At 57.5% G+C, this 24,258-nt stretch carries 24 protein-coding genes; 9 read left to right on the top strand and 15 right to left on the bottom strand.

Annotation, left to right across the window (positions count from 1 at the left end):
* Nucleotides 1-5: 5 nt before the first annotated feature.
* The 9 genes from ACR3FC_RS09385 to ACR3FC_RS09345 form a co-directional block, all read right to left on the bottom strand.
* Nucleotides 6-1,196 (bottom strand): vWA domain-containing protein, encoded by a 1,191-nt coding sequence (locus tag ACR3FC_RS09385; protein WP_480476866.1) that lies wholly within the window; start codon nt 1,194-1,196, stop codon nt 6-8.
* Entirely contained in the window at nt 1,196-2,062 is an 867-nt protein-coding gene (locus ACR3FC_RS09380) for an AAA family ATPase (RefSeq protein ID WP_480474465.1), read from the bottom strand. Before ACR3FC_RS09380 ends, ACR3FC_RS09385 begins: the two co-directional genes overlap by 1 nt.
* Nucleotides 2,063-2,166: 104 nt before the next feature.
* Nucleotides 2,167-4,584, bottom strand: coding sequence for an aerobic carbon-monoxide dehydrogenase large subunit (locus ACR3FC_RS09375; RefSeq protein ID WP_480474463.1), 2,418 nt, complete (start codon nt 4,582-4,584; stop codon nt 2,167-2,169).
* Nucleotides 4,581-5,075, bottom strand: coding sequence for a (2Fe-2S)-binding protein (locus ACR3FC_RS09370; RefSeq protein ID WP_480474462.1), 495 nt, complete (start codon nt 5,073-5,075; stop codon nt 4,581-4,583). Before ACR3FC_RS09370 ends, ACR3FC_RS09375 begins: the two co-directional genes overlap by 4 nt.
* A 14-nt stretch (nt 5,076-5,089) precedes the next feature.
* Nucleotides 5,090-5,923, bottom strand: coding sequence for an FAD binding domain-containing protein (locus ACR3FC_RS09365; protein ID WP_480474461.1), 834 nt, complete (start codon nt 5,921-5,923; stop codon nt 5,090-5,092).
* Between the two features lie 139 nt (nt 5,924-6,062).
* Nucleotides 6,063-7,160, bottom strand: coding sequence for an MHYT domain-containing protein (locus ACR3FC_RS09360; protein ID WP_480474460.1), 1,098 nt, complete (start codon nt 7,158-7,160; stop codon nt 6,063-6,065).
* A gap of 85 nt (nt 7,161-7,245) precedes the next feature.
* On the bottom strand, nt 7,246-8,739 hold the full coding sequence (locus tag ACR3FC_RS09355) for a heme biosynthesis HemY N-terminal domain-containing protein (protein WP_480474458.1): 1,494 nt from the start codon (nt 8,737-8,739) through the stop codon (nt 7,246-7,248).
* A 10-nt stretch (nt 8,740-8,749) separates the two neighbouring features.
* Nucleotides 8,750-10,036 (bottom strand): COG4223 family protein, encoded by a 1,287-nt coding sequence (locus ACR3FC_RS09350; RefSeq protein WP_480474457.1) that lies wholly within the window; start codon nt 10,034-10,036, stop codon nt 8,750-8,752.
* 54 nt (nt 10,037-10,090) lie between these two features.
* On the bottom strand, nt 10,091-10,804 hold the full coding sequence (locus ACR3FC_RS09345; RefSeq protein WP_480474456.1) for a uroporphyrinogen-III synthase: 714 nt from the start codon (nt 10,802-10,804) through the stop codon (nt 10,091-10,093).
* A gap of 98 nt (nt 10,805-10,902) precedes the next feature.
* Between ACR3FC_RS09345 and tsaD the strand changes: the two genes are divergently transcribed.
* From tsaD to ACR3FC_RS09320, 5 genes are all read left to right on the top strand, one after another.
* Nucleotides 10,903-12,000 carry a tRNA (adenosine(37)-N6)-threonylcarbamoyltransferase complex transferase subunit TsaD gene (gene tsaD, locus ACR3FC_RS09340; protein ID WP_480476864.1) on the top strand — a complete coding sequence of 366 codons (1,098 nt, stop codon included), beginning with the start codon at nt 10,903-10,905 and terminating at the stop codon, nt 11,998-12,000.
* The gene (locus ACR3FC_RS09335; RefSeq protein ID WP_480474455.1) at nt 11,997-12,959 is read left to right on the top strand and encodes an NAD(P)H-dependent glycerol-3-phosphate dehydrogenase; all 963 of its coding nucleotides are present in this window, start codon (nt 11,997-11,999) and stop codon (nt 12,957-12,959) included. The genes tsaD and ACR3FC_RS09335 overlap by 4 nt, the downstream gene beginning before the upstream one ends.
* 1 nt (nt 12,960) lies before the next feature.
* The gene (locus tag ACR3FC_RS09330) at nt 12,961-13,230 is read left to right on the top strand and encodes a YciI family protein (protein WP_480474454.1); all 270 of its coding nucleotides are present in this window, start codon (nt 12,961-12,963) and stop codon (nt 13,228-13,230) included.
* Nucleotides 13,230-13,652: an EVE domain-containing protein gene (locus ACR3FC_RS09325; protein WP_480474453.1), complete on the top strand. Its 423-nt coding sequence runs from the start codon at nt 13,230-13,232 to the stop codon at nt 13,650-13,652. Before ACR3FC_RS09330 ends, ACR3FC_RS09325 begins: the two co-directional genes overlap by 1 nt.
* 160 nt (nt 13,653-13,812) lie before the next feature.
* Nucleotides 13,813-15,108: a hypothetical protein gene (locus tag ACR3FC_RS09320; RefSeq protein WP_480474452.1), complete on the top strand. Its 1,296-nt coding sequence runs from the start codon at nt 13,813-13,815 to the stop codon at nt 15,106-15,108.
* Nucleotides 15,109-15,327: 219 nt separating this feature from the next.
* Here the strand turns inward: ACR3FC_RS09320 and ACR3FC_RS09315 are convergent, their stop codons facing one another.
* The 4 genes from ACR3FC_RS09315 to ACR3FC_RS09300 all read right to left on the bottom strand — a co-directional run bounded on the left by ACR3FC_RS09315 (nt 15,328) and on the right by ACR3FC_RS09300 (nt 18,375).
* Nucleotides 15,328-15,669 (bottom strand): DUF2853 family protein, encoded by a 342-nt coding sequence (locus ACR3FC_RS09315; RefSeq protein WP_480474450.1) that lies wholly within the window; start codon nt 15,667-15,669, stop codon nt 15,328-15,330.
* A 137-nt stretch (nt 15,670-15,806) separates the two neighbouring features.
* Complete coding sequence (locus ACR3FC_RS09310) at nt 15,807-16,556, bottom strand: extensin-like domain-containing protein (RefSeq protein WP_480474449.1); 750 nt, start codon at nt 16,554-16,556, stop codon at nt 15,807-15,809.
* A 13-nt stretch (nt 16,557-16,569) separates the two neighbouring features.
* Nucleotides 16,570-17,958 carry an adenosylhomocysteinase gene (ahcY, locus tag ACR3FC_RS09305; RefSeq protein ID WP_480474448.1) on the bottom strand — a complete coding sequence of 463 codons (1,389 nt, stop codon included), beginning with the start codon at nt 17,956-17,958 and terminating at the stop codon, nt 16,570-16,572.
* Between the two features lie 102 nt (nt 17,959-18,060).
* The gene (locus ACR3FC_RS09300) at nt 18,061-18,375 is read right to left on the bottom strand and encodes a hypothetical protein (RefSeq protein ID WP_480474447.1); all 315 of its coding nucleotides are present in this window, start codon (nt 18,373-18,375) and stop codon (nt 18,061-18,063) included.
* A gap of 206 nt (nt 18,376-18,581) precedes the next feature.
* On the opposite strand from ACR3FC_RS09300, the gene ACR3FC_RS09295 reads away from it, so the two are divergent.
* Nucleotides 18,582-19,175 (top strand): HD domain-containing protein, encoded by a 594-nt coding sequence (locus tag ACR3FC_RS09295; RefSeq protein ID WP_480474445.1) that lies wholly within the window; start codon nt 18,582-18,584, stop codon nt 19,173-19,175.
* An 11-nt stretch (nt 19,176-19,186) separates the two neighbouring features.
* On the top strand, nt 19,187-19,900 hold the full coding sequence (locus tag ACR3FC_RS09290) for a hypothetical protein (protein ID WP_480474443.1): 714 nt from the start codon (nt 19,187-19,189) through the stop codon (nt 19,898-19,900).
* A gap of 33 nt (nt 19,901-19,933) precedes the next feature.
* Here ACR3FC_RS09290 and ACR3FC_RS09285 read toward each other — a convergent pair whose 3' ends face one another.
* Complete coding sequence (locus ACR3FC_RS09285) at nt 19,934-20,488, bottom strand: ActR/PrrA/RegA family redox response regulator transcription factor (protein ID WP_050604676.1); 555 nt, start codon at nt 20,486-20,488, stop codon at nt 19,934-19,936.
* A gap of 81 nt (nt 20,489-20,569) precedes the next feature.
* Entirely contained in the window at nt 20,570-21,196 is a 627-nt protein-coding gene (locus tag ACR3FC_RS09280; RefSeq protein WP_480474441.1) for an SCO family protein, read from the bottom strand.
* 90 nt (nt 21,197-21,286) lie between these two features.
* Between ACR3FC_RS09280 and regB the strand changes: the two genes are divergently transcribed.
* Both regB and ACR3FC_RS09270 read left to right on the top strand, forming a co-directional pair.
* Nucleotides 21,287-22,684, top strand: coding sequence for a sensor histidine kinase RegB (gene regB / locus ACR3FC_RS09275; protein WP_480474439.1), 1,398 nt, complete (start codon nt 21,287-21,289; stop codon nt 22,682-22,684).
* A gap of 66 nt (nt 22,685-22,750) precedes the next feature.
* The gene (locus ACR3FC_RS09270; RefSeq protein WP_480474437.1) at nt 22,751-24,256 is read left to right on the top strand and encodes a PAS-domain containing protein; all 1,506 of its coding nucleotides are present in this window, start codon (nt 22,751-22,753) and stop codon (nt 24,254-24,256) included.
* The last annotated feature ends 2 nt before the right edge of the window (nt 24,257-24,258 follow it).

The raw sequence follows: 24,258 nt of genomic DNA, 5'->3' as shown, positions 1-24,258 counted from the left end.
TCCTTTCACAGCTTTTGGAACTGCAGCTCAAGCGCCGCCAATGCATCCAGCGTATTGGCCGGTAAATGCGCATCCAGATAGGGTTCAGCCGCCTGCATCGCTGCCGCAATTGGTTGATAGTCCTTCCAGCCCTTCAAGGGGTTCAGCCAGACGATACGGCGTGCCTTGCGCCTGATACGCGCAAGCATATCCCCCAGAGCCTGCGGATCAGAACTGCAATATCCGTCCGACAGGATCAGAACGACAGTACGCCCGTTCAGTGCCCGCGCGCCGTATCCCGACAGAAATCGCTCAAGACTGCCGGAAATATCGGTGCCGCCGCCGAAGCCTTCGGCCATCAGCGACAACCGACCCGCGGCCCGGAGAGTATCATGGTCGCGTAACGCATCTGTAACCCGCATCAATCGCGTGTGAAACAAATACGCATCTGCTTTGATCCCGCTGCCGATCAACCCTTTCAGGAAAGCCAGAAACACACGTGAGTACACGGTCATCGAGCCGCTCACGTCGCACAATGCCACAATCTGCATCGGGCGCGGCGGCCGCGCTCGGCGATACAGGTCCAGCGGCTCACCGCCACGCGCCAGACTGGCGCGCTGTATTCGGCGCATATCCAGAACAGCCCCGCGCAACGCCCGTTTCCGGCGGCGCGATCGCCTGTCCCGAAATGCCCGCGCCAAGGTCAGCGCGGCTGTTTCAGCCTGTTTTAGGGCCTCTTCATCCATCAACTCTCGCAAGTCCCGGCGTGACAGGTTGGCCGTTCGCGTGGCGATCAACTTGCCGTCCACCCCTTCGGCTTCCCCTTCACCGCAGTCAGGCAGAGTGGCTTCTTGCTCCGACCCGGATCGTGGTTCGTCCTCACCCTGAGTTCTGGTCTGCCAGATCATTGGCTTGGCGGACTGCACCCGCACATGCTTGTTTTTCGCTTTTCCCGAACGCTGTGCGCCAGCGTTGAACCAATAGGCGTCAAACAGTTCATCAAACCGGCGCCAATCTTCCGCATCTCCGGTCAATACCGCGCACATGGCTTGCCGGGCCTGTTTGGCATCCGTTGCATCCACTTCGGACAAGGCGGCAAGCACGTCCCCCGCATCCGACGCGCCCAATTGCATACCGTTCATTCGCAAATGCGCTATGAAACCCGACATACGGTCGGCAAGACCCGAGGCCCGAGAGGGAAAGCGCGTAACCTGCATCACGCGACCTTTCCAATCAGGCGATCCATCACCTCGGGCGGTGCCGCATTGTAATCTGCGGCAGTTTTCAGCAAACACACCAGCGTCGCCTGGACGTCTTCGCGGGATTTGGCCAGATCATTGACACCCAACCCGGACAGGGCTGCTGCCCAATCCAGCATTTCGGCGATGCCCGGTTTCTTCTCAAGGTCTTCCTGACGCAGCGCCTGTACAACACCGATGATCTGACGCGCCAGAATCCCCTCGATTTCAGGCAGTCGCGCCCGCAGGATTGCCAGTTCGGTCTCCCTCGAAGGATAGTCAAGAAAGCTGTACAAACACCTTCTGCGCAGCGCATCCGACAAATCCCGCGTCCCGTTGGCCGTCAGAATGACAACAGGCCGCACATGTGCCTGCACCGTTCCCAACTCGGGTATGGTGATCTGAAAGTCTGACAGGATTTCCAGAAGATAGGCTTCGAACTCCTCATCCGCCCGATCAATCTCATCAATCAACAGAACCGGAGGTTTCGTTTCCGAGATAGCCTCTAACAAAGGCCTTTTCAGCAAATATTCATCCGAAAACAGCTGCGCCTCCGCGACGCCGCCTTGCGCTTCGCTCGCCCGGATCGCCAATAGCTGTCGCTGATAGTTCCATTCATAGATGGCATGACTGGCATCCAGACCTTCGTAGCATTGCAGACGTATCAATCGCGTACCGCGCCAGGCTGCCACCGCTTTCGCAACTTCGGTTTTCCCCACACCCGCCGGCCCCTCCAGCAACAAAGGGCGCCCAAGTTTCCGCGCCAGATGCAGCGCCATGACCAACCGATCATCGGCAACATAGCCCTGCGCGGCCAACCCGTTCTGCACGTCGTTCAAGGTCAAAACCAGGATCCTATCTTCATCTGGCCCCAAATATCCCGGGGGAGGTTCGGAGGGGCAGAGCCCCCTCCGTCCAGTCGGACCGGCAACAGCCGGTCCGATCCCATTCACCCATGCATCCCCAGACCATTGGCAATCTTCCAAATCCGCCAGTGGTCGTGCGGCATATGGCTCTGCACCAGTCCAAAGGGTCGGAACGCGTCATGCACTGCGTTAGAGAAAGCGGGCACACCGCCGACATTTGGGCTTTCCCCCACACCCTTTGCGCCAATCGGATGGTGCGGGGACGGGGTCACCGTATGGTCGGTGGTATAGTTCGGCGTCTCCCACGCGGTCGGCAGGAAGAAATCCATCAGCGTACCGGTCTTCACATTGCCCATATCATCATAGGCAATCTCCTGACCCATCGCGATGGCCAACGCCTCGGTCACACCCCCATGGACCTGCCCCTCGATGATCATCGGGTTGATCCGAGTGCCACAGTCATCCAGCGCATAGAACTGCCGGACTTCCCATTCACCAGTATCCACGTCAATCTCCATGACACAGATATAGGCTCCGAACGGATAAGTCATATTGGGCGGGTCATAGTAACTGACGGCCTCCAGACCCGGCTCCAGCCCAGGAATGGCCTGATTATAGGCGGCGAATGCGATTTCCTTCATGGTCTTGAACCGCTCAGGCGCGCCTTTGACAGCAAAGCGATCCACGTCCCATTCGACGTCATTGTCGTGCACCTCCAGCAGATAGGCCGCGATCATCTGGGCTTTTGCCCGAATTTTGCGGGCCGCCATCGCCGTGGCCGCGCCAGCCACCGGAGTGGACCGGGATCCATAGGTCCCAAGCCCGTAGGGCGCGGTATCCGTGTCACCCTCTTCCAGCGTGATGTCATCGGCGGGCAGGCCGATTTCACTGGCGATGATCTGGGCAAAGGTTGTGGCGTGGCCCTGCCCTTGACTGATCGTCCCCAGCCGCGCGATCGCTGATCCGGTCGGATGAATGCGAATCTCGCAGCTGTCGAACATCCCCAGCCCGAGGATATCGCAGTTCTTCACCGGTCCGGCTCCGACGATTTCCGTGAAATGCGTCAGGCCGATGCCCAGCAGCTTGCGCGTTTTTCCTTCCTTGAAATCCGCGATCCGCTGCGCCTGTTCCGCCCGCAGACCCTCATAGTTCACAGCCTTCAGCGCTTTGTCCCAAGCGGTGTGATAATCGCCCGAGTCATATTCCCAGCCCAGCGCGGATTGATAGGGAAACTGATCTGCCTTGATGAAGTTGATCCGACGCAGCTCGGCCGCGTCCATGTTCAGCTTGATGGCCAGAACCTCGATCATGCGTTCGATGAAATAGGCGGCTTCGGTCACGCGGAAGGAACAGCGATAGGCCACACCGCCCGGCGCCTTGTTGGTATAGACGCCATCCACCGCCAAATAGGCAGTCGGGATGTCATAAGACCCGGTGCAGATATTCATGAACCCGGCAGGGAATTTGGTCGGGTCGGCACAAGCGTCGAAACCGCCATGATCCGCAGTGGTGTGACACCACAACCCAGTGATCTTGCCTTCCTTGGTGGCAGCAATCTTCCCCTGCATCCAGTAGTCGCGGGCAAAGGCAGTGGACATCAGGTTTTCCATCCGGTCCTCGACCCATTTCACCGGTTTGCCGGTAACAATCGAGGCCACCACCGAGCACACATAGCCTGCGTAGGCCCCCACCTTGTTGCCAAACCCACCACCGATATCGGGGCTGATCACGCGGATATTGTGCTCGGCCAGCCCCGAAATCAGCGACACAACCGTGCGGATCGCGTGCGGAGCCTGGAACGTCCCGTACAGAGTCAGCTTGCCAGTCACCTTGTCCATCGACGCCACGCAACCGCAGGTCTCAAGCGGGCACGGATGGGTGCGGTGGTAATAGATCATCTCTTCGGCGACCACGTCTGCCTCGGCCAGCACAGCTTCGGTCGCGTCCTTGTCGCCCTGTTCCCACGTGAAGATGTGGTTGTGATGCTTACGCGGCCCATGTGCGCCTTCGGTCTGACCTTCCAGATCTTCGCGGAGCACCACGTCCGACTTCAACGATTCGAACGGGTCCGTGATGACAGGAAGCTCTTCGTATTCGACCTCGACCAATTCAACGGCATCCGCCGCGACATAGCGGTCTTCGGCGACAACATAGGCAACTTCCTGGCCCTGGAACAGCACCTTGCCATCGGCCAGCACCATCTGCTTGTCACCGGCCAATGTCGGCATCCAGTGCAATCCCAAAGGCGACAGGTCTTCGGCGGTCAAAACGGCGATCACGCCGGGCAGTGCCAAAGCGGCCTCTTTGTTCACGCTGACGACACGGGCATGAGCATAGGGGGAGCGCACAAAATCGCCAAACAGCATCCCGTCCAGCTTGATGTCATCAACGTAATTACCCTTGCCTTGGGTGAAACGCACGTCCTCGACGCGCTTTCGGGCGCAGCCCATACCTTTGAGGTTGGCAGCGCGTTCTTCGGGGGTCAGAGTCTGGTCGTTCATTCCGCGGCCTCCTTCTGAGCATTGAGCAAATCAGCCGAGGCCGAGATCGCCTTGACGATATTCTGGTATCCGGTGCAGCGGCACAGGTTTCCGGCCATGCCGAAACGGATTTCCTCCTCGGTCGGGTTCGGGTTTTCCTGAAGCAGACGATGCGCCCGGGTGATCATGCCCGGCGTGCAGAACCCACATTGCAGCCCGTGATGTTCGCGAAACATTTCCTGCAACACTCCAAGGCTGCCATCATCATTGGTCAGGCCTTCAACGGTTGTGATCTCAGCACCGTTTACCTGCGCTACAAAGGCGGTGCAGGATTTGACCGACTTGCCGTCGATATCCACGGTGCAGGCACCGCAGTGGCTGGTTTCACACCCGATATGTGGGCCGGTGATTTTCAGGTCTTCCCGCAGGAAGTGGATCAGCAGCGTGCGCGGCTCGGCCAGACCTTCAACCTGCTTGCCGTTTACGGTCAGTTTGACATGCATTTTCGACATTGGTTCCCTCCCCCTCAGCCCGCGCGGCTTTGCGCACGGTCGATGGCGCGGCGCAGCACCACGGCTGCCACGTGTTTCTTGAATTCGACGGGGCCGCGGTTATCAGCGACCGGATCGATTGCGTCTAGCATTGCGGCAACGCACCCTTCGACATCGCCCGCAGCCAGCGCGGTGCTGGCCTCATCCGACCAGATGGGCGTGTCGGCCAGATTGGTCATCGCAACCGAGGCCTGACCGTTGCCAACCATCACAGCCGCAGCGGCGGTCGCATAATCTCCTATCTTGCGCTTTTGCTTTTGATAGGCCTGCCCCACGCCTGCACCCGGTACAGGGATCGAAATCCGGGTCAGGATTTCTTCGTCTTCGCGGGCGGTGAAATACGCGGCCTCATAAAAATCACGCGCGGCAACTGTCCGCTTCCCGTCCGGGCCGGACAACTCGAACGAGGCGTTCAAGCACTGCATCAGCCCCGGCATGTCATTGCCCGGGTCACCATTGGCCACATTGCCACCGACAGTACCCATGTACCGCACTTGCGGATCCGCAATCTGAAGAGCCGCCTCGCGGATCAGCGGAATGGCATCGGCCAGATCCCCATGGGTGATCAGCTCGTGCTGCGTGACCATCGCACCCAAAGTAACGGTGTCAGGCCCGACCTCAATCCCCTTAAGCTCTTCGATGGCCTGAAGATCGACCAGATGACCCATCTCGGCCATGCGAAGCTTCATCATCGGGATCAGGCTATGCCCGCCCGCGATCACGCGCGCCTCGTCCCCGTATTCCTGTAGAATGCCGATGGCCGAGGCAATGTCGCCTGGCCGGTGATACTCAAAGCCGGCTGGTATCATGTTTTTCCTCCCTGGGTCCGGGCGATATGCCTTGGGGGACCTGAGGTAAGGAAAGAACGGCGGATTTAACTGATCCAGTTAAGGAAAACGGAGCGCGCGGCTTGTTTCACGAAATGCGAAAGAACTGCACGAGTTGCGCCTACAATCCCAGTGCTTCGCGAATATCCGTCAGGCGGGACCGGCTGACCGGCACCTTGCTCAGCGCGTCAACGCCATCGAAATAGCAGGTGCCATTGTCCTTGTGACGTTCAAAGCGCGAGACGTGTTTCGGGTTCACCAGATAGCTACGATGCGCCCGCAGGAAGCCTTCGGGCAAAAGTCGCGTTTCCGCATCCGTGATCGACCAGGGGCAGAACAGTTTCTCTGCATTCATATAGAGAACCGTGTAATGCCCCTCGGCCCGAATGGCGGCGATCCGCGCGGGATGCGCAAAAAAGGTCTGGCCTTCGCGCTCATACGGAACACCAGCGCGCATTGGGGCGGGTTCCGACACAGGTCCCGAGGCAGGTGCAGCAGGTGCAGCCACGGGCTTTGGTTCTATGAACGTGATACCGGTCAATAGGAAAGCGCCACAGATCAGGAATACGGATACCGTCACCCCCATTGCCAAAACCTGATTATCCAGCGCTGGACCCGCCCCGCCGAGGCTGTCGCTCGCGACGAAATCAGTCAGGCCCGTGGCAACAAAGTGCATTGTGAACACCGCCAGTCCGAAACAAACCGTGCCAAGCAGGATGTTCCGTTGTGTCCGGTTGCCATAAGCCACCCAAATTGCAGCCACCGACAAGATTACTGATGCCAGTGCTGACAGAGCAACATCGAAAATGTCATAGACAGGGCGGCAAAGCTGCATACCAGCCATCCCGACAAAGTGCATCGCGACGATGCCCAGCCCGACAATCACACCAGATCCGATCATCGTCTGAACCGAGCGAGGCCGGAAATGCAGCAGCAGCAACGCCAGCCCGACCATCAGGATCGCGACCAGTGCCGACATCAGAGTGATCAGGGCATCATAGTAAAACAGAATTGGCAGTTGCAGCCCCAGCATCGCCACGAAATGCATCGACCAGATGCCGCCGCCCAGAATGACAGCGGCCAATGCCACCACGAACTTGCGCCGCTGGCTATCCAGCCTTGACGCGCCGTGCGTCAGGTACAGACCCGTGAACCCGGCCATGAGCGCCACGGCAAGCGAAGCCACCACCAACCAAGTGTTGTGAGAATAGTCCAGCATTTGGATTTGAACGCCCTCCCCGACGCGAGGATGACGTTAGCAAACCGAATTGATTGCGACAATTCACAGTTAGCAACAGCAGGGCTCAGACCTGTTTCTGAGCCTCTGCGTCGTCCGCCACCTCTACAGCATCCACTGAGACTTCAACCACATCATCGTCTTCCGCAGGCTCGACTGTTTCGGGTTCTTCGGTCTGGCTCTCAAGTGCACCGACGATCAGGGGCAGCATGTGAACCCCGGTCGCTGTTGCAATCTCGGGTGTCTGTGGCGTTTGCCAACTGAGCGTATCGAAGCTGTGGCAGTTCTGACAAACAGGTCCCCATTCGGGTTGAATGTCATGACAGTTGTCGCACACCCATTGCGGGCCGCGCGGCGCGTTCAGTGCCTTGGCAAGCCAGCCTTGGACAACAGCGTCGGTGGCACCCTCGCCGCGTTCAATGGCGGCCATCAATGTATAGGCGCGCGCGTCACCCCGTTTTTCCACGACATCACCCAGGGCACGGCGGGCTTCGGGGAAGTCTTCGGCCACAATGTTCAGTTCGGCCAGGATTAGACGGGTTTCCAGATTTTCGGGATGGGTGCGGGTCAGCGCCGTGAAACGCCTGACCCGTTGTTCCGGGGTTTCATCCGGCGCGATCTCGGCAAAGGCATGGGCCAGATCCGGATGTGGGCGAACTTCCCACGCTTTTTTCAGGATCTTGGTCGCTGCCCGGGACTTGCCCTTGGCGATATACGCGCGGGCCGCCATGGCGGCGGCAGGCACCAGGTCGGGCGACAGGCGATTGGCTTCGATCGCGCGCTCTTGTTGCTCGACAGTCGCGCCTTCATCCAGGATTCCCTTGGCTTCGGACAGCGCCAGAACCGCATCGCGACGTTTGAATACGTCGCGCGGCAGATACCCGGCTTTCAACTTGGAAGTCAGCGTCGACCGGGCACCAGCCCAATCCTGCGCCTTGGTCTGCAAATTCAGCAGAACATCCTGTGTCTCTTCGTGACGCGGTTTGATGGCCAGTGCCTTTTCGGCCAGCTTGCGGGCGGTTTCATCATCTCCCTCGGCCAGCTTCTGTTTCATGATACCGCGCACCCCGACAAATCGGGTCGCACTGTTTGTCACCAGTTTCTTGTAGGTGTCCGAAGCTTTCTTGGTGTCACCCGTCATCTCGGCAGCCTGCGCCACCAGAAGATCCGTCAGTTCCGGCTTGTTCAACAGCTTTTCGGCTTTACTGGCCTTGGTCATGGCAATGCGCCCCTCGCCCGAGGCCAACGCCATCAACCCATCGGCCAGCGCCTGATAGCCGCGCTGTTCCCGGCTGCGGTCGAAATAACGCGACAGGGCGGTTTCGTCGCCGTTGAGGAATTTGAGCGTCGCAACCAAAAGGCTGAGCAGTTTGAAGAACAGCCAGACCGCAAATACCAGAATACCCAGCGCAATCACCGACTGAAGCGGCCCAAGGGTGAATTCCGTGCCCGCGACGGTGATCTGCACCCCACCGCTGGTTTGCATCAGGAAGTGACCGCCCAGCGCCAGCAGGCCGATAATCGCAACAAAAACGAGGATCTTAAACAATGACCACAGCATGGCAGGTCCTTCAGTTCGAGTTCAGGCTGGAAGCCAGCGTATTCACGGCGTCAATGGCGGACGCTCGTGTCCCGGCCGCCTGCTCCCAATCGGCCATCGCAGCCTGCGCCACTTCGGGAAGTGATTTCAGTTCATTCAACGCTTTGGTCAGGTCGCCATTCGCAAGCTCAGCCTGCGCGCGCGACAAAACAGCGTCTGGACCATCACCTTGCTGAGGCGTGACGGAACGGGCGCCCGTTTGACGTTGCAGGAAGGCGACCAAACCCGTTCCTTTGTCAGCCTCGCGCGCCTCGGCCAATGCATTTCGCGCGGCAGGTTCGAACGACGCCCGAAGCGCGGTCAGAGTTTCCACGCCTTTTTCCGACGGGCCGGACAGGGCGTCCGGTACATTCACACCGCCTGCCTTCAGTTCAGCAACCAGTTCCGAAAAAGGCTGGCCGGTGTCCAGCTGTCCACGCAGACGCGCCAGAATGGCAGCATTCATTGCAGCTTGTGCATCTGCCGAGGCTTTCGCTTCGAGAGCCTGAGCGTCCGAAACCATTTTTTCGACTTCAGCCCGTTGCGCCGCCAGCGAGTCCTGAAGTTTCTTCAGTTCCGCCTCAAACGCGGCGGTTGCCTCGGGCGAGGCAGTGGAGGCGATCGGGGCTTTTTCCAGCGCAGCGACCCGGTCCGTCAATGGCGCGACCTGACCGGACAGCGCATCAACCGAGGATTTTACCGTGCCGAGGTCGCTCTCAACCGGTGTCAGCTTGTCCGACAACGTTTTGACCTGATCTGCCAGTCCAGACACATCAGGGCTGTTTGCAAGCGCCTGTGACAGCTTGGCGATCTGGTTCGACTGTTCTGTCAGCTTTGCTTCCAGCTCTGCCAGCGCTCCCGAGTTGTCCGGGCCGGTTGGCAACAGCCCTCCATTGCCCAGCGCGAAACCTGCAACGGCGGCCAGCGCCCCACCCAACAGGGCCGGAACGAAACCGCCGCGTTTTTCAACTACGCGTTCGACGGTCTTTTCAGTGACCGGGGCTTCGGCTTCGGCTTCGGCTTCGGCTTCGGCTTCGGCTTCGGCTTCGGCTTCGGCTTCGGCTTCGGCTTCGGCTTCGGCTTCGGCTTCGGCTTCGGCTTCGGCTTCGGCTTCGGCTTCGGCTTCGGCTTCGGCTTCGGCTTCGGCTTCGGACAGGTCTTCTTCTACAGGTTCAGCCGGGTCAACAGGCGTATCTTCCTGCCGCAGATCAGTTTCAACTGCATCATCTGCTAGGAGGGGTTCCACCGGCTTTTGATCGGATTTCTTCTTACCAGCCACCGCAATATTCCCCTTATCGAATCCAAATTCAGATGAATAACAGCCCAGGTTAAGTTAATCGGGGACCTCGCCACCCTCAACCCGCAACACATGTTTCACAAGCTTTTTAACAGCTTTACGCATTTTCTTCGGTGTCGGATGTTTTGCAATCTTCAGGTGCTCATAGTCCAAAGAATAAAGGGGATCAGCCGTAGCCTGGCTGATCGCAACCAGCCAAAGGGGGGCTGATCCGGCCCAGATATCGGCAAAATGTCGCGCCGTGCGCGGCGAGAAAAGCGGAGCAATTATCGGCAGATTTCCTTCGGCGGCCTCGGTGGCCTCGGGTGTTAGCGGCAACAACCGCTGCTGATAGACTGGCTGTTCCCGAACGGTCAGACCAGATTCGGTCAGGCGGCCAGCGATATTACCCCGTGTATGTTCACCCCGCAGGTGCAAAAGCGGGCTTTTGGGCCGATGCTTGAGCAGATGCCCAACCAATTCTTCTGCCGTGGTTCCGACCATCTTGGCCTGCCACCCATACCCTTTCGCGGTACCGGTTGTTGCGGGCCCCACGCAATAGGCCGGCAGAGTGCGGTCAACACCTTTCGAAACCGCCGCATTTACCGCATTGGCCGATGTAAAGATCAATCCTTTTACACCTTTGGTATCCACCGCAACTGGCAGTGGCCGGATTTCCATTATCGGCGAATAGAGGGCCTGTACCCGAGATCTGACGCGGGTTGGCAACTGCTCGACAAACCTTTCCGAGGCGGAGCGAGGGCGGGTCATCAACAAAAACAACGTGTGGCGCCTTGACCCTTCAGGATTGTTTGCATCCGCGCAGGGTGATACCCCGCCGTATATACATGATGCAACGGATCAGGGTGATGGTGCAAACACTTACCGTATTGGGTTTGGAAAGCAGCTGTGACGACACAGCCGCAGCTGTCGTGCGCCAGACCGAAGGTGCCAAAGCCGAGATCCTGTCTTCTGTGGTGCGCGGTCAAACCGATCTGCACAGCGCCTTTGGCGGTGTCGTGCCCGAGATTGCGGCCCGTGCGCATGCCGAAAAGCTGGATGTCTGTGTCATGCAGGCACTGGAGGCCGCCGGTCTGTCGCTGCGCGACATGGACGCTATTGCCGTCACCGCCGGGCCCGGTCTGATCGGAGGGGTCATGTCCGGTGTCATGTGCGCCAAAGGGTTGAGCGCCGCCACGGGCTTGCCGCTGATTGGCGTCAATCATCTTGCCGGTCACGCCCTGACACCCCGCCTGACGGACGGCATCGCCTTCCCTTACCTCATGCTTCTGGTGTCGGGCGGCCATTGCCAATACCTGATCGCCAATAACCCCGAGCAGTTTACTCGCCTGGGCGGTACAATCGACGACGCACCTGGGGAAGCCTTTGACAAGACCGCTCGCCTGCTGGGCCTGCCGCAACCCGGCGGCCCGTCTGTCGAGGCTGAGGCCCGTGATGGCAATCCCCAGCGGTTCCGTTTTCCCAGGCCACTGCTGGACCGGCCCGGCTGTGACTTGTCTTTTTCGGGGCTGAAAACAGCGTTGATGCGGATGCGCGACCAGATCGTAGCCGACAAGGGTGGGCTGACCCGTCAGGACCGTGCTGATCTGTGCGCAGGATTCCAGCAGGCCATAGTGGACACATTGGCCGAGAAAACCCGCCGCGCGATTGATCTGTACCTTGATCACAAACCTGTTGATCCCGTTGTCGCGGTCGCAGGTGGGGTGGCAGCGAATTCGGCTATTCGGACAGCATTAGAGTCTGTTTGTGCGCAGCAAGGCGCTCGGTTTACAGCACCTCCGCTGGCTTTGTGCACAGACAATGCCGCGATGATTGCCTATGCGGGCCTTGAACGCTTTCGCACCGGCGCGCGCGACGGTCTGGACCTGACTGCCCGCCCCCGCTGGCCGCTCGATCAACGCAGCCCGGCAATGCTGGGCAGCGGTAAGAAAGGGGCCAAGGCATGAACGTATCTGTCCTGGGATCCGGCGCGTTTGGTACCGCTTTGGCAATCTCGCTATCAGGCAACGGGCCAGTAACGCTGTGGTCCAGAAACGCCGATCAGGCGCGGCAGATGCATGAGACGCGCGAAAACTCCACCAGGCTGCCTGGTGTTTCCTTACGCACGAACATCGCCGTAACCGCAAATATCGCTGAGGCGTCGAAGGCTGACATTCTGCTTTTGGCCGTTCCTATGCAGCAATTGCGCAGCGCCTTGCAAGATCGCGCCCCGGTGCTGCACGGCAAGACACTGGTCGCTTGCTGTAAGGGGATAGAGTTGGATTCTGGCCTCGGGCCCGTTGCGGTCATCAGGGATGTTGTCCCTGACGCCCCGATCGCTTTGCTGACAGGACCCAGTTTTGCTGATGACATAGCGCGCGGTTTGCCCACTGCGTTAACGCTGGCTTGCGGTGATACGAATCTTGGCAAAACATTGCAGACCGAGCTGGCCACTGCGAACCTGCGCCTCTATCGGACCACTGACACCATAGGTGCTGAACTTGGCGGGGCGCTGAAGAACATCATGGCCATCGGTTGCGGCGCAGCAATCGGCGCGGGGCTGGGGGACAGCGCCCGAGCCGCGTTGATGACTCGCGGTTTTGCGGAAATGCAGCGCTTTGCCGCCCTGCGGGGCGCGCGTCCTGACACCCTGATGGGCTTGTCCGGGCTTGGAGATCTGGTGTTGACCTGTTCCTCAGAGCTGTCCCGAAACTACCGTTTTGGTCTTAGTTTGGGCCTGAACCAACCATTTGACCAACATACTACTGTCGAAGGCGTCGCCACCGCGCGCGCCATGTCAGAGATTGCCGTCAAGGAAGGGCTGGACATGCCCATCAGTACAACGGTGGCGGATCTGAGCCATGGTGCCTACAGTGTGACCGAGGCCATCCAAAACCTGCTCAATCGCCCACTCAAGGAGGAATAACATGCTGATCGCACTCATCGCCCGTGACAAAGCCGGGGCACTGCAAACCCGGTTGGACAATCGCGCGGCCCATCTGGCCTATATCGAAGAAACGGGTGTTGTATCGCAGGCAGGGCCGCTGCTGGATGGCGACGCCATGATCGGTTCGCTGGTTGTGCTCGACGTCGAAGATCTGGCTACTGCGCAAAACTGGGCAGATAATGACCCCTATGCGAAGGCTGGATTGTTCCAGTCGGTTGAACTGATTCCCTGGAAAAAGGTGATCGGCTGATGGCATATTGGCTTTTCAAGTCCGAACCTTCGACCTGGAGCTGGGAACAGCAAATGGCCAAGGGGGATAAGGGCGAGGAATGGGACGGTGTGCGCAACTATCAGGCGCGCAATTTCATGCGTCAGATGGCCATTGGGGATTGGGGGTTCTTCTACCACTCTCAAAAGGACAAGTCAGTTGTTGGTATTGTCGAAGTATGCGCCGAGGCACATCCCGACAATTCCACCGATGATGAGCGCTGGGAATGCGTGGATATCAAGGCCGTCCGGTCCTTTTCCAAACCCGTGACACTGGACCAGATCAAGGCCGACGAACGGCTTGCCGAAATGGTGTTGGTGAAAAACTCTCGTTTATCGGTGCAGCCGGTAACTGACGATCAATGGAAGGCGATCTGCGCCTTGGGTGAAACGCAGCCGGATTGACCTGCCGTCCTGTACAAGGTGCAAAACTTCTCAAACGCCCGGCAAGGTGTTATGTTTCCAAGGGCTACGCCGGGTAGGGACCTGAAGGTTATGATTGCTCTGATCGTAACCGCTTGGTGTTGTTCGGATAAATTCGATATGTTTTGAAAGTTTGAACCCCGTGTCTGACACTGAAAACGGCAACGGGACACTCGATAACACCGTTGCTGCGAAAAGCACGAGAACCTGGGAAGCGCGCCTGAAAGAGGCGCGGGAGAAGCGCGCGTCGGTGCTTGCGGGGGCGCAAGAAGAGGCGCTGAAAGAACCTGCTTCGACCTCTGCGCAATCGGACGTTCTGCCCCCACCGGACGATACAGATACTGAGCAGATCGTTTCCGAACGGGTCCGCTCGCTAAATCTGGACAAGCCACGCGTCAGAAAAAAACGGAAAACTCGGGTCGCGTTAGTACTGGTTGCCCTTTTGTGCGGGGCCGCCTTGCAATGGGTCATTGCAAATCTTTTAGATGACTGGCCAACCGCAGACGCAGAAGATCAGGCCGTTCTGAATGCGCTTTCTGAAACCTTTCTGGCCCCCGAAGAACCGCCTGAGGCCGCAGCCACCAGCCTGCCGGACCCGAAAGACGCCCCTATACCAGAGGATCTGTTGGTTTCAGGGCCCCCTGAGCCTGAGCCTCTCTCAATACCCGCTGACGTCAGCGAACTCTTGGACAAGCCAAATAGCGAGTCAGTCGATCCGGTTGTTTTGGATCAATCCAGTGCAACCCTTTCCCAGGAACTGGAAAACACTGTCATGCCGGAAAGCGAGTTTGCAACCGGCCCGAATCCCGAAGCGGTAACGGAGAAGCCGGAGATTTCCTTAACACCGCCCAAGATTTTCATTCCTGCCCGGATGGAACCCACGTTGGCCGCCGCGACCGCCTCAGACATTCAAGCCGCGATTCCTGCCTGGTATGAACCACGACTTCGCAATCCCAATCCGCTGAACAAGGGCGGATTATCGCAGATATCACAGATAACCAATGATCCCATTCCGCAAGAGATCGACACACCCGCCAACCCGCCCTACGCCGAGGTGAAACCGCTTCTTGTGACGCCGATCATTGATCTTGAGGTCTCGCTTTTTGTACCGTCGAGAGTTTCGCAAGAGACCAGCAACCGGGCGTTGGAACTGCTTGTCCGAGGTCAGGCAACAGTGGTGGCAACAGCTCGGGTGGGATACCGGGTCAGAGAAACCCAGGTCCGGTTTTATCACCCCGATGACGCCGAAAACGCCGCGATGGCCGCCGATGCACTGGGGGGTATTTCACGGGACTTCACAAGCTCGGGCAGCAAGACGCGCCCGGGGCGGATCGAGGTTTATCTGGAAGGCAGCGGCGGAAATGCGGACGACAATTCAACGGTTCAACCTGACAGAGCAGAAAACCTCATCGCGCGTATTCTTAAAGAGTTCAGATGAGTAATGAGGGAAGGCTCTGACGATACAGAACCTTCCCTACCCCCGCGTGCTCCCTACTCACCACACGCGTATGGAAATATCTGGTTCTGACCGTCCTGGTCACGGATTGACCTTAGCCCAACCGCGCGCAGCGTTTCAAACGCCAAGTCCTTAAAAAACAACTCAAATACGAAACGCCTGCCGGAAAGACGACAGGCGTTTCAGGATTGCGCGGTTAGATCAGCCGTAAACAGCTTCTTTCCCGAAATGCTTGGTCAGCATGTAATAGACCACGGCGCGGTATTTGTTGCGCTCGGACATGCCATAAGTTTCCATGGCTTTGTTGATCGCTGCCATCAGCTCGGGACCATCTGACAGGCCCAGTTTCTTGATCAGGAAGTTGTTCTTGACGGTTTCCAACTCGGGCGCCTGGCTGGCTGCAACAGTTGCCGCATCTGCGTCATAAATTGCCGGGCCGCAACCGATTGTGACCTTGGTCAGCAGGACCATATCGGGGTTCATCCCACATTTGTTTTTCAGATCTTCAGCGTATTTGGCTATCAACTCGTCGCGCTTGCCCATGTCCCAATCTCCTTTATCCGTTAATCCGGCACCAATCACCGATGGCCGAGACTAGACGTGTCACAGGTCAGCCCAAAAGGATAAAATATTGCGTTTCCTCCCCCTTAACGAGGGCTGGAATGCACGGGCTACAAGACCTATCTACAATACCCCCAGCCCGAACCTTGCAGGTGAAAATGATCCGCGTGCAAGCGATTGAAGTCCGGGCCCAGAACCACACGAAACCAATCGCACGCGCCCCGCCAGATTTGCCGCAGGAATGCGGGTTCGGGTCCGGAGCCCTGCCAGTCATTTAACAGGGTCAGCACGCGGCCATCGGTCGTCTCCACACCGATGATATCGATCGAGTCCGCACGGGCATGGCTGCTCCATCCGTTGTTTTCACCTCGTAGGGTGCGCATGCGCCTGCAATTGTAGCTTCCGACATGGCGCAATCGGGCAATGCCGGTTCCAAGCAGTTCGTACGCGGCCGGCTGAACGACATGGTGTTCCCACATCGTCAGCCGCAATGTTGTGGCGCAACTGGTTTCAACGGCTTCGATGTGCGAAGTGGCCAGCCGGGTCAGAAGGCCCCGTGCGGCAATGCCACAGTTCTGATCAATGACCAGATCCTCCATCGCCTCGAAATGAACGCCTGCTTCGGTCAATGTAGCCCGACACTGGGTTTCATCCGCCAAGGCCCGGTTCAGTTGATACCTGGTGACCGGCGTGACCGGCGCGCTGACTTTAAGGTCATGCAATGGGTTCCAGTGAGATGGCACCGGTGTCTTTGGATGCGCCAGCAGCACCCAGCCACCGCCACCCAGCACGATCGCCACAACCAGAACCCTGAAAACAAAGAACGCCGCCGAGTAAAGAAACCGGCGGCGTCCGTTATTCTGTGTCATCGTCAGACGACAATCAGTAGCGGTAGTGTTCCGGCTTGTATGGACCTTCTGGTTTGACACCGATGTACGCGGCCTGATCCGCATCCATCTTCGTCAGCTTCACGCCGATGCGATCCAGATGCAGGCGGGCTACTTTTTCGTCCAGATGCTTGGGCAGGATGTAGACCTTGTTCTCGTACTGATCACCTTTGGTGAACAGCTCGATCTGTGCCAGAACCTGGTTGGTGAACGAGGCCGACATCACAAAAGACGGGTGACCTGTGGCGTTGCCAAGATTGAGAAGGCGGCCTTCAGACAGCAGGATCAGACGGTTGCCCGAAGGCATCTCGATCATGTCCACCTGCTCCTTGATATTGGTCCACTTGTGGTTCTTCAGGCTGGCCACCTGAATCTCGTTGTCGAAGTGCCCGATATTGCCGACGATGGCCATGTCCTTCATCTCGCGCATATGCTCGATGCGGATCACGTCCTTGTTGCCGGTGGTGGTGATGAAGATATCCGCGCTGGCAACTTCGTCTTCCAGCAGGGTTACTTCGAACCCATCCATCGCAGCCTGCAGCGCGCAGATCGGGTCAACTTCGGTCACCTTCACGCGCGCACCCGCGCCACGCAAGCTGGCGGCTGAACCCTTGCCGACGTCGCCATAGCCGCAAACCACGGCAACCTTACCGGCCATCATTGTGTCGGTGGCGCGGCGAATACCGTCAACCAGCGATTCCTTACAGCCGTATTTATTGTCGAATTTCGACTTTGTGACCGAGTCATTCACGTTGATCGCCGGGAAGGGCAGGTGGCCGTCTTTCACCAGTTGATACAGGCGGTTCACGCCGGTGGTGGTTTCCTCGGAAACGCCTTGGATCTGGTCACGTATCTTGGTGAACCAGCCGGGGCTTGCCGCCATGCGCTTGGCGATCTGCTTCTTGATCACCTCTTCCTCTTCCGAACCCGGAACAGGGATGACGTCTTCGCCCGCTTCCGCACGTGCACCCAGCAGGATGTACAGGGTCGCGTCGCCACCATCGTCGAGGATCATGTTCGGGCCGTCTTCGAACAAGAAGGATTTATCCAGGTAATCCCAATGCTCTTCCAGCGTCTGACCCTTGATGGCGAAGACGGGAATGCCTGCCTCGGCAATCGCGGCTGCTGCATGGTCCTGGGTCGAGAAGATGTTGCACGACGCCCAGCGCACATCCGCGCCCAGCGCAACCAGCGTTTCAATCAGAACAGCTGTCTGGATGGTCATGTGCAGCGATCCAACGATACGCGCACCTGTCAGAGGTTTGCTTTCCCCATATTCCGCACGCAGGGACATCAAGCCCGGCATCTCGGTTTCGGCAATGTCCAATTCCTTGCGGCCGAACCCGGCCAGCGAAATGTCTTTAACGATATAGTCCACGGCCATCTGGCGCTCCGTTTTCGGTAAATCACAGTCCCGGCTGCCCCTAGCACTCCTTGGGGCAGGTGGCAACTTTGAAGACTGTTACCGGAAGCTTGGTGGCCGCTTTCAGCTTGGCGTGCCTTCGATTTTTATCTTTGGTATCGCTTCAAAAAAATCGGTGCCAACGGCAACAATACAACTGATTCCGTTCGCATTGGTTACCAAAACGGTATAGCTGCCCGTTTCCTTCGAGGCCCACACCTCCATCACAGACTGCGCGTCGCGCGTCTTTTGCAGGCCGCCAAAGGCCAATTCCTCGGCATAGTTTTCCTGCAATTTGGTGACGATGTCGCCGCGCTCTGCACAACTCCGGGCAAAGGCTGGTGGGGCGGTCGCAGCCATTCCAAAGGTCAGGGCAATGGCGAATAAACGCTTGAACATGACAAACTCCTATCGTTTCGCGTTTCACGGTCGAGAGGAGCACACCGGGAGAAGCATGTGCCCCCCTCGGTTTTGATGTCGGGATCATGGCGCGCCGTTTCAAAGCACAAATGCTCAAGAAACTGTTGGCAGCAAGTGATCCAGACAGGTACATCATAGCACAAAAATATGGCGCAATCGCGTCCGGTCAGGCGAGGCATAGCAAAATGGCAACACAACCCAGGGCATGGCAGCGCATGTTATCGGGGCGTCGGCTGGATCTGCTGGACCCGACCCCGGTGGATATCGAGATCGAAGATATCGCGCATGGGCTTGCTTTTGTGGCACGTTGGAACGGGCAGACACGCGGCGATTTCGCCTATTCCGTGGCCGAGCATTCCCTATTGGTTGAGGAACTCTTCGGAAGAATTGCGCCCAAGACACCCGTCAAATGGCGGCTGGCAGCCCTGTTACATGATGCGCCGGAATACGTGATCGGCGACATGATTTCGCCGGTCAAATCTGCCGTGGGCCCCGGTTACGGCGCGCTGGATGACCGGTTGGCGGCGGCGATCCACATCCGGTTCGGCCTGCCCGCTGAAGTGCCGAAAACGGTGAAACGGCAGATCAAAAAGGCCGACAAGATCAGCGCCTGGATGGAGGCAACCCAGATCGCAGGCTTTTCCGAGGCCGAGGCGACGAAATTCTTTGGTCGCCCGGATAAAGCGGTGATGGAGGGATTGGAGATCACGCTTAGGCCACCGGTTAAGGTGCGGCGGGCATTCTCTGATCGGTATAAAGTTTTGTTGTCAGAGTTTTAAGGACAGTTTGAGTGATTAAGTTTTTTCTTTCAGTTAGTTTAATATGCTGTGCTGCATTCAAGGTTTCCGCATCACCAGAAGACGATGCAAAGTACATTGCAAGTCAATTTCTACTGGAAGAACAGATTCTTACGTTGCGGAAAAATGCCTCAATATATTATGTTGAATACCTCAAGGAACTGTTGGGTAAACACAACATCCGTGTAACAGACACTAAGCGCCTTGTAAGCCTTGTACCCGAAGAAATTACGGATATTGCCATCAACGGGCATCTTGATGAAATTGCGCAATGGCAACTTGATGCATACACCACACAGCAGTTGAGCAAGGTCAAAGAATTTTATCTCACCGGCACTTGGCAGAAACTAAGAAAGCTAAGTTACAAAGAATGTAAGGCTGGATGGGTAGAAAAAACTGTCATTGTTCCACAAGTGCACGGATATGAAGAAGCCCGAATTCAAAGACATCTTTCCCCAAAAGAGTTCCAGAGTTATCTGGATTTCTTTGGCAGCGAAACCGGAAAAGCCTTTGGTAAACTGCATGAATACGAGGTTGTGTGCAGTGAGCAGTATACATCTACAAACGTTTTCATACTAAGACGTGGAGAAACAACGTTAAGAACAGAATTTGTACTTAGTGCGCTTAAAACAAAAGGGCTATTTCAGTTCTCAAACCCAGTTGCCCGTAAAGAGTTTATTGCAAAAATCGAGAGTGAGATTCGATAAACCTCACTCTGCGAACAAACGCTCGATTTAAATTCACCGCGGGCTGCGTTTCGCCAGTATCCGCTGCAAGGTCCGGCGGTGCATGTTCAGCCGCCGCGCCGTTTCGCTGACATTGCGATCACACAGCTCATAGACCCGCTGGATATGTTCCCAGCGCACGCGGTCCGCGCTCATGGGGTTTTCCGGCGGCGGGGGCAGTTCGTCGCCCTTGGCCAGCAAGGCGTTGGTGATGTCGGTGGCGTCGGCGGGTTTCGACAGATAATCGGTTGCGCCGATTTTTACCGCGGCGACTGCGGTCGCAATCGCCCCGTACCCGGTCAGAACCACGACCCGGCTGTCGGGGCGCTTTTCGCGCAGAACCTCAACCACATCCAGACCATTGCCATCCTCCAGTCGCAGGTCAACAACTGCGTAAGCCGGTGGGCGGGCGGTGGAAATTGCACGACCTGCGGCGACGGATCCTGCGGTTTCAACCTCGAACCCACGCTTTTCCATGGCCTTGGCCAAACGTCTCAGGAACGGCTCGTCATCATCCACCAAAAGCAGGGATTTGTCAGGGCCGATATCAAGCTGAGAACTGTCTGCCATATGTTAGGTCTTTCCGCTATTTCATGCCTTTGGCTTAAACATGAGTAATAGCAGCGCAGAAACAAAGGTCAAACAACCTTGTTAATGCGCAGCCTGGTCCAGAAAGCACCCGACCTTGTCCGCCATCTGTTCGGCCGTGTCATCGCGCTTGAAGAATTCAAGGAAACCATGTTCGGGCGTCACCAGATAGGTGAAGGTGGAATGGTCAACAAGATAGAATTCGTCGCTTTTATCCTGTGCCTTGTAAAAGGTCTTGTAAGCCTTGCTCGCCGCCCTGACCTGTTCGGGTGAACCGGTCAGCGCAATCGTCTTACCGCCAAGATTGAAGGCATAATCATCCACAACCTCGGGCGTGTCCCGTTCGGGATCGATCGAGATGAACAGCGCCGTTGCCGACTGCCCGCGCTGGTTCAGGATATCCACGGCCTCAACATTGCGGGACATGTCAAACGGGCAGACATCGGGGCAGAATGTATAGCCGAAATAGACAAGTGTGGGTTCGGTGATAACATCTTTGTCGGTCACCGTCTCACCTTTGCCATTCACCAGTTCAAACGGCCCGCCGATAGCAGCGGTCCCCCCGGCGATCTGCCCGGACCGGCACTGTGCAAACTGGTCACCAGAACCGCCCCCACGCGTCAAAAGCCACATCGCACCTAGGCCAATAGCCAGAACGAGAGTTGCAAGAATTGCGTATAGGCGGGTCATTTCGGTTTTCCGGTCGCAAGGAGTTGTTGATCGTTTCGGCTGGGACACCTAACAAGATGACCAGCCTTTGCAACAGGACATAAGCGACCAATGGCAGATTCCAATCAGACTTTTTGGCGCGGCCAGGAACGCAGCAGCTGGATCCGCCTGCGCACCCTTATCCTGTTGCGATGGGTTGCCATCTTTGGTCAGATCACCGCCATCACCGTGGCCCAGCAATACTATCATGTGCAGCTGGAACTGGGCCTGTGCTATCTGGCCATCGGGATCTCGGTCATGGGTAACCTGACCGCCATTCTGTTGTTTCCACAGAATAAGCGGATGTCCGAGTTCGAAAACTTCCTGATGGTTCTGTTCGATCTTCTGCAACTGTCGATCTTGCTGTATCTGACAGGCGGGCTGAACAACCCCTTTGCCCTTCTGCTTCTGGGGCCGGTCACGATTTCCGCCAATGTGATGAGCACACGGTCGACCTTGATTGTCGGGGCTGTTGCAATTGTTCTGACCACTCTGCTGGCGGAATTCCACCTGCCGCTGCGGACCAACATCGGGGTGGTTTTGGACATTCCGGAAATCCTGCTGTTTGGCAACTGGGCGGCTATTATTATCGCCATCGTCTTTATCGGTGCCTATTCTCACCGCGTCAGTTCCGAGGTTCAGTCCATGTCCGAAGCGCTGGCTGCCACCCATATGGCGCTGGCGCGCGAGCAAAAACTGACCGATCTGGGCGGCGTGGTCGCCGCCGCCGCGCACGAGCTGGGCACCCCTCTGGCAACAATCAAACTGACGAGTGCGGAACTGATCGAAGAGCTGGACGACCGTCCCGACCTCAAGGAAGACGCGGCCTTGATCCGCGAACAGGCCGATCGGTGCCGCGACATTTTGCGCGATATGGGTCGTGCCGGAAAAGATGACCTGCATTTGCGGCAGGCTCCACTTTCAACAGTGGTGAACGAAGCCGCCGAACCGCATGTTGACCGGGGCAAGGTCGTTCATTTTTCGGAAGGCCCGGCGCAGGACGGAGATGTGCTGCAACCCTCGATTCTGCGAAAGCCCGAGATCATTCACGGACTCCGCAACCTGATCCAGAATGCCGTAGATTTCGCCCGCGCCAATGTCTGGGTCGAAGCCGAATGGACGGACAGCAAAATCACCGTCAGCATCATGGATGACGGGCGCGGCTACCCGTCGCACATGATTGGCCGCATCGGTGATCCCTTCATGCGCCGCAGACGGGCCGAAGCCGACCTGCGAACCCGTCCGGAATACGAAGGCATGGGACTGGGGCTGTTCATCGCAAAAACGTTGCTGGAACGCAGCGGCGCCGAGCTGAAATTCGCTAATGGCACGGATCCGTATCAGCGTCTGACCGATCAAAAAGACAGGACAGGTGCAATCGTCAAGGTCTCGTGGCCGCGCAACCTGATTGACGCGCAAAAAGGTGACACTCCGGTTCCATCCGGTTCCAACAAACGCATTCAAGTATGAGTTAAGGAGCCGTTAACCTATCCTGCCCATAGTCAGCCGGGGTTTGGTTCTACCTTGGGGAAATTAATGGCCGATTGGATCATTCTGGCCGCGATCAGCCTGGTATCGGGATGCTTTGCCGTACAGTGGTTATTGCCACGCCAGACGCGACGCGACGATGTCTTTGGCTTGTTTTCAACAACATCCCTGTTTGATGCGGTATTCCTGTTTGATGGTGATCACCTGATCAGCCACTCCGATATCGCGCTTGCCGGGTTCGAGCATGTTGGAAGCTGGCAGGATTTGCACCGCCTGCTGAAAAGAGATTTCCCCACCTTCCCCGAAACACCCGAAAAAGTTCGCGACCAAAACGTACTGGTAATCTCGGCCATTGATTGCACAGTCGAACGCGAAGTGGTGTGTGAATGGATCGACGGGATTGTCCGCGTGCGTCTGCACGAACCGGCCCGAATCTCTCCGACCAGGTCAAGCGCGCTGAGTGAACCGAGCCGTCTGGCCATGGAACAGGCCCCCTATCCGGTATGGTTGCTGGATCACAACAGCCAGGTGCAGTGGTGCAATGCAGCTTATGTCACGCTTGTTCGCCGGGCACGTGGTCAGGATGCCGATCTGACTGCCCCTCTGTTCCCGGACACCTCTGATGCTCCGTCGCTCGGAAAATCAAGAGTGGCGGTGGAAGTGACAGGAACCAACAGCAAGTTGTGGTTCGACCTGACGCAGATCGTGCAGGACGACGGGCGGTTATGTTACGCCACAGACATCAACGCTATTGTCGAAGCAGAAACCGCGCAACGCAAGTTCGTGCAGACCATGACCAAGACCTTTGCTCAACTTTCGATCGGCCTGGCCATTTTCGACCGCAACCGACAACTGGCGTTGTTCAACCCGGCCCTGATCGATCTGACCACGCTGCCGCCGGATTTCCTCAGCTGCCGCCCGAACATCAGCAGTTTTTTCGACCGGCTTAGGGATCAGCACATGATGCCAGAGCCCAAGAACTACCGTACATGGCGGCGTCAGATGAACGACCTGCTCGAAGCAGCCGAGGGCGGTAATTATCACGAAACATGGTCGCTGCCCTCTGGCTCAGTTTATTCTGTAAGCGGCAGGCCGCACCCCGACGGGGCTGTTGCGTTTCTGTTCGAAGATATTACGGCCGAAATCACGTTAACGCGCCGCTTCCGGTCCGAGATGGACTTGATGCAATCCATATTGGACAAGCTGGCCGATGCAATCGCTGTATTTGCCGATGATGGCACCCTGGCCCTTACCAACTACGCCTACGAAAAGCTTTGGGGCGACGCACAGGAAATCGGCTTTCAGACAGACACGGTCACCGATGTCACGCGGCGGTGGCAGGACCATTGTGTTGCTACGCCGATTCTGGGAGAGATCCGGGATTTCGTCGAAATGCGGGATAACAGGGCGGAGTGGACGGCTGAAATCCGGATGCGGTCGGGCATCACTTTGGACTGCACGGTTTCACCGGTTCATAACGGTGCGACGATCGTGCGGTTTGCACCCGTGGATCTTCTGACAAAAACCGCCCCGTTGAAACAGATCAGCGCCTGAAC

It is taken from the genome of Ruegeria sp. AF3, from assembly GCF_056536285.1.
The sequence above is the reverse complement of the archived record's forward strand: the minus strand, read 5'-3'. Positions and strand labels throughout refer to the sequence as shown.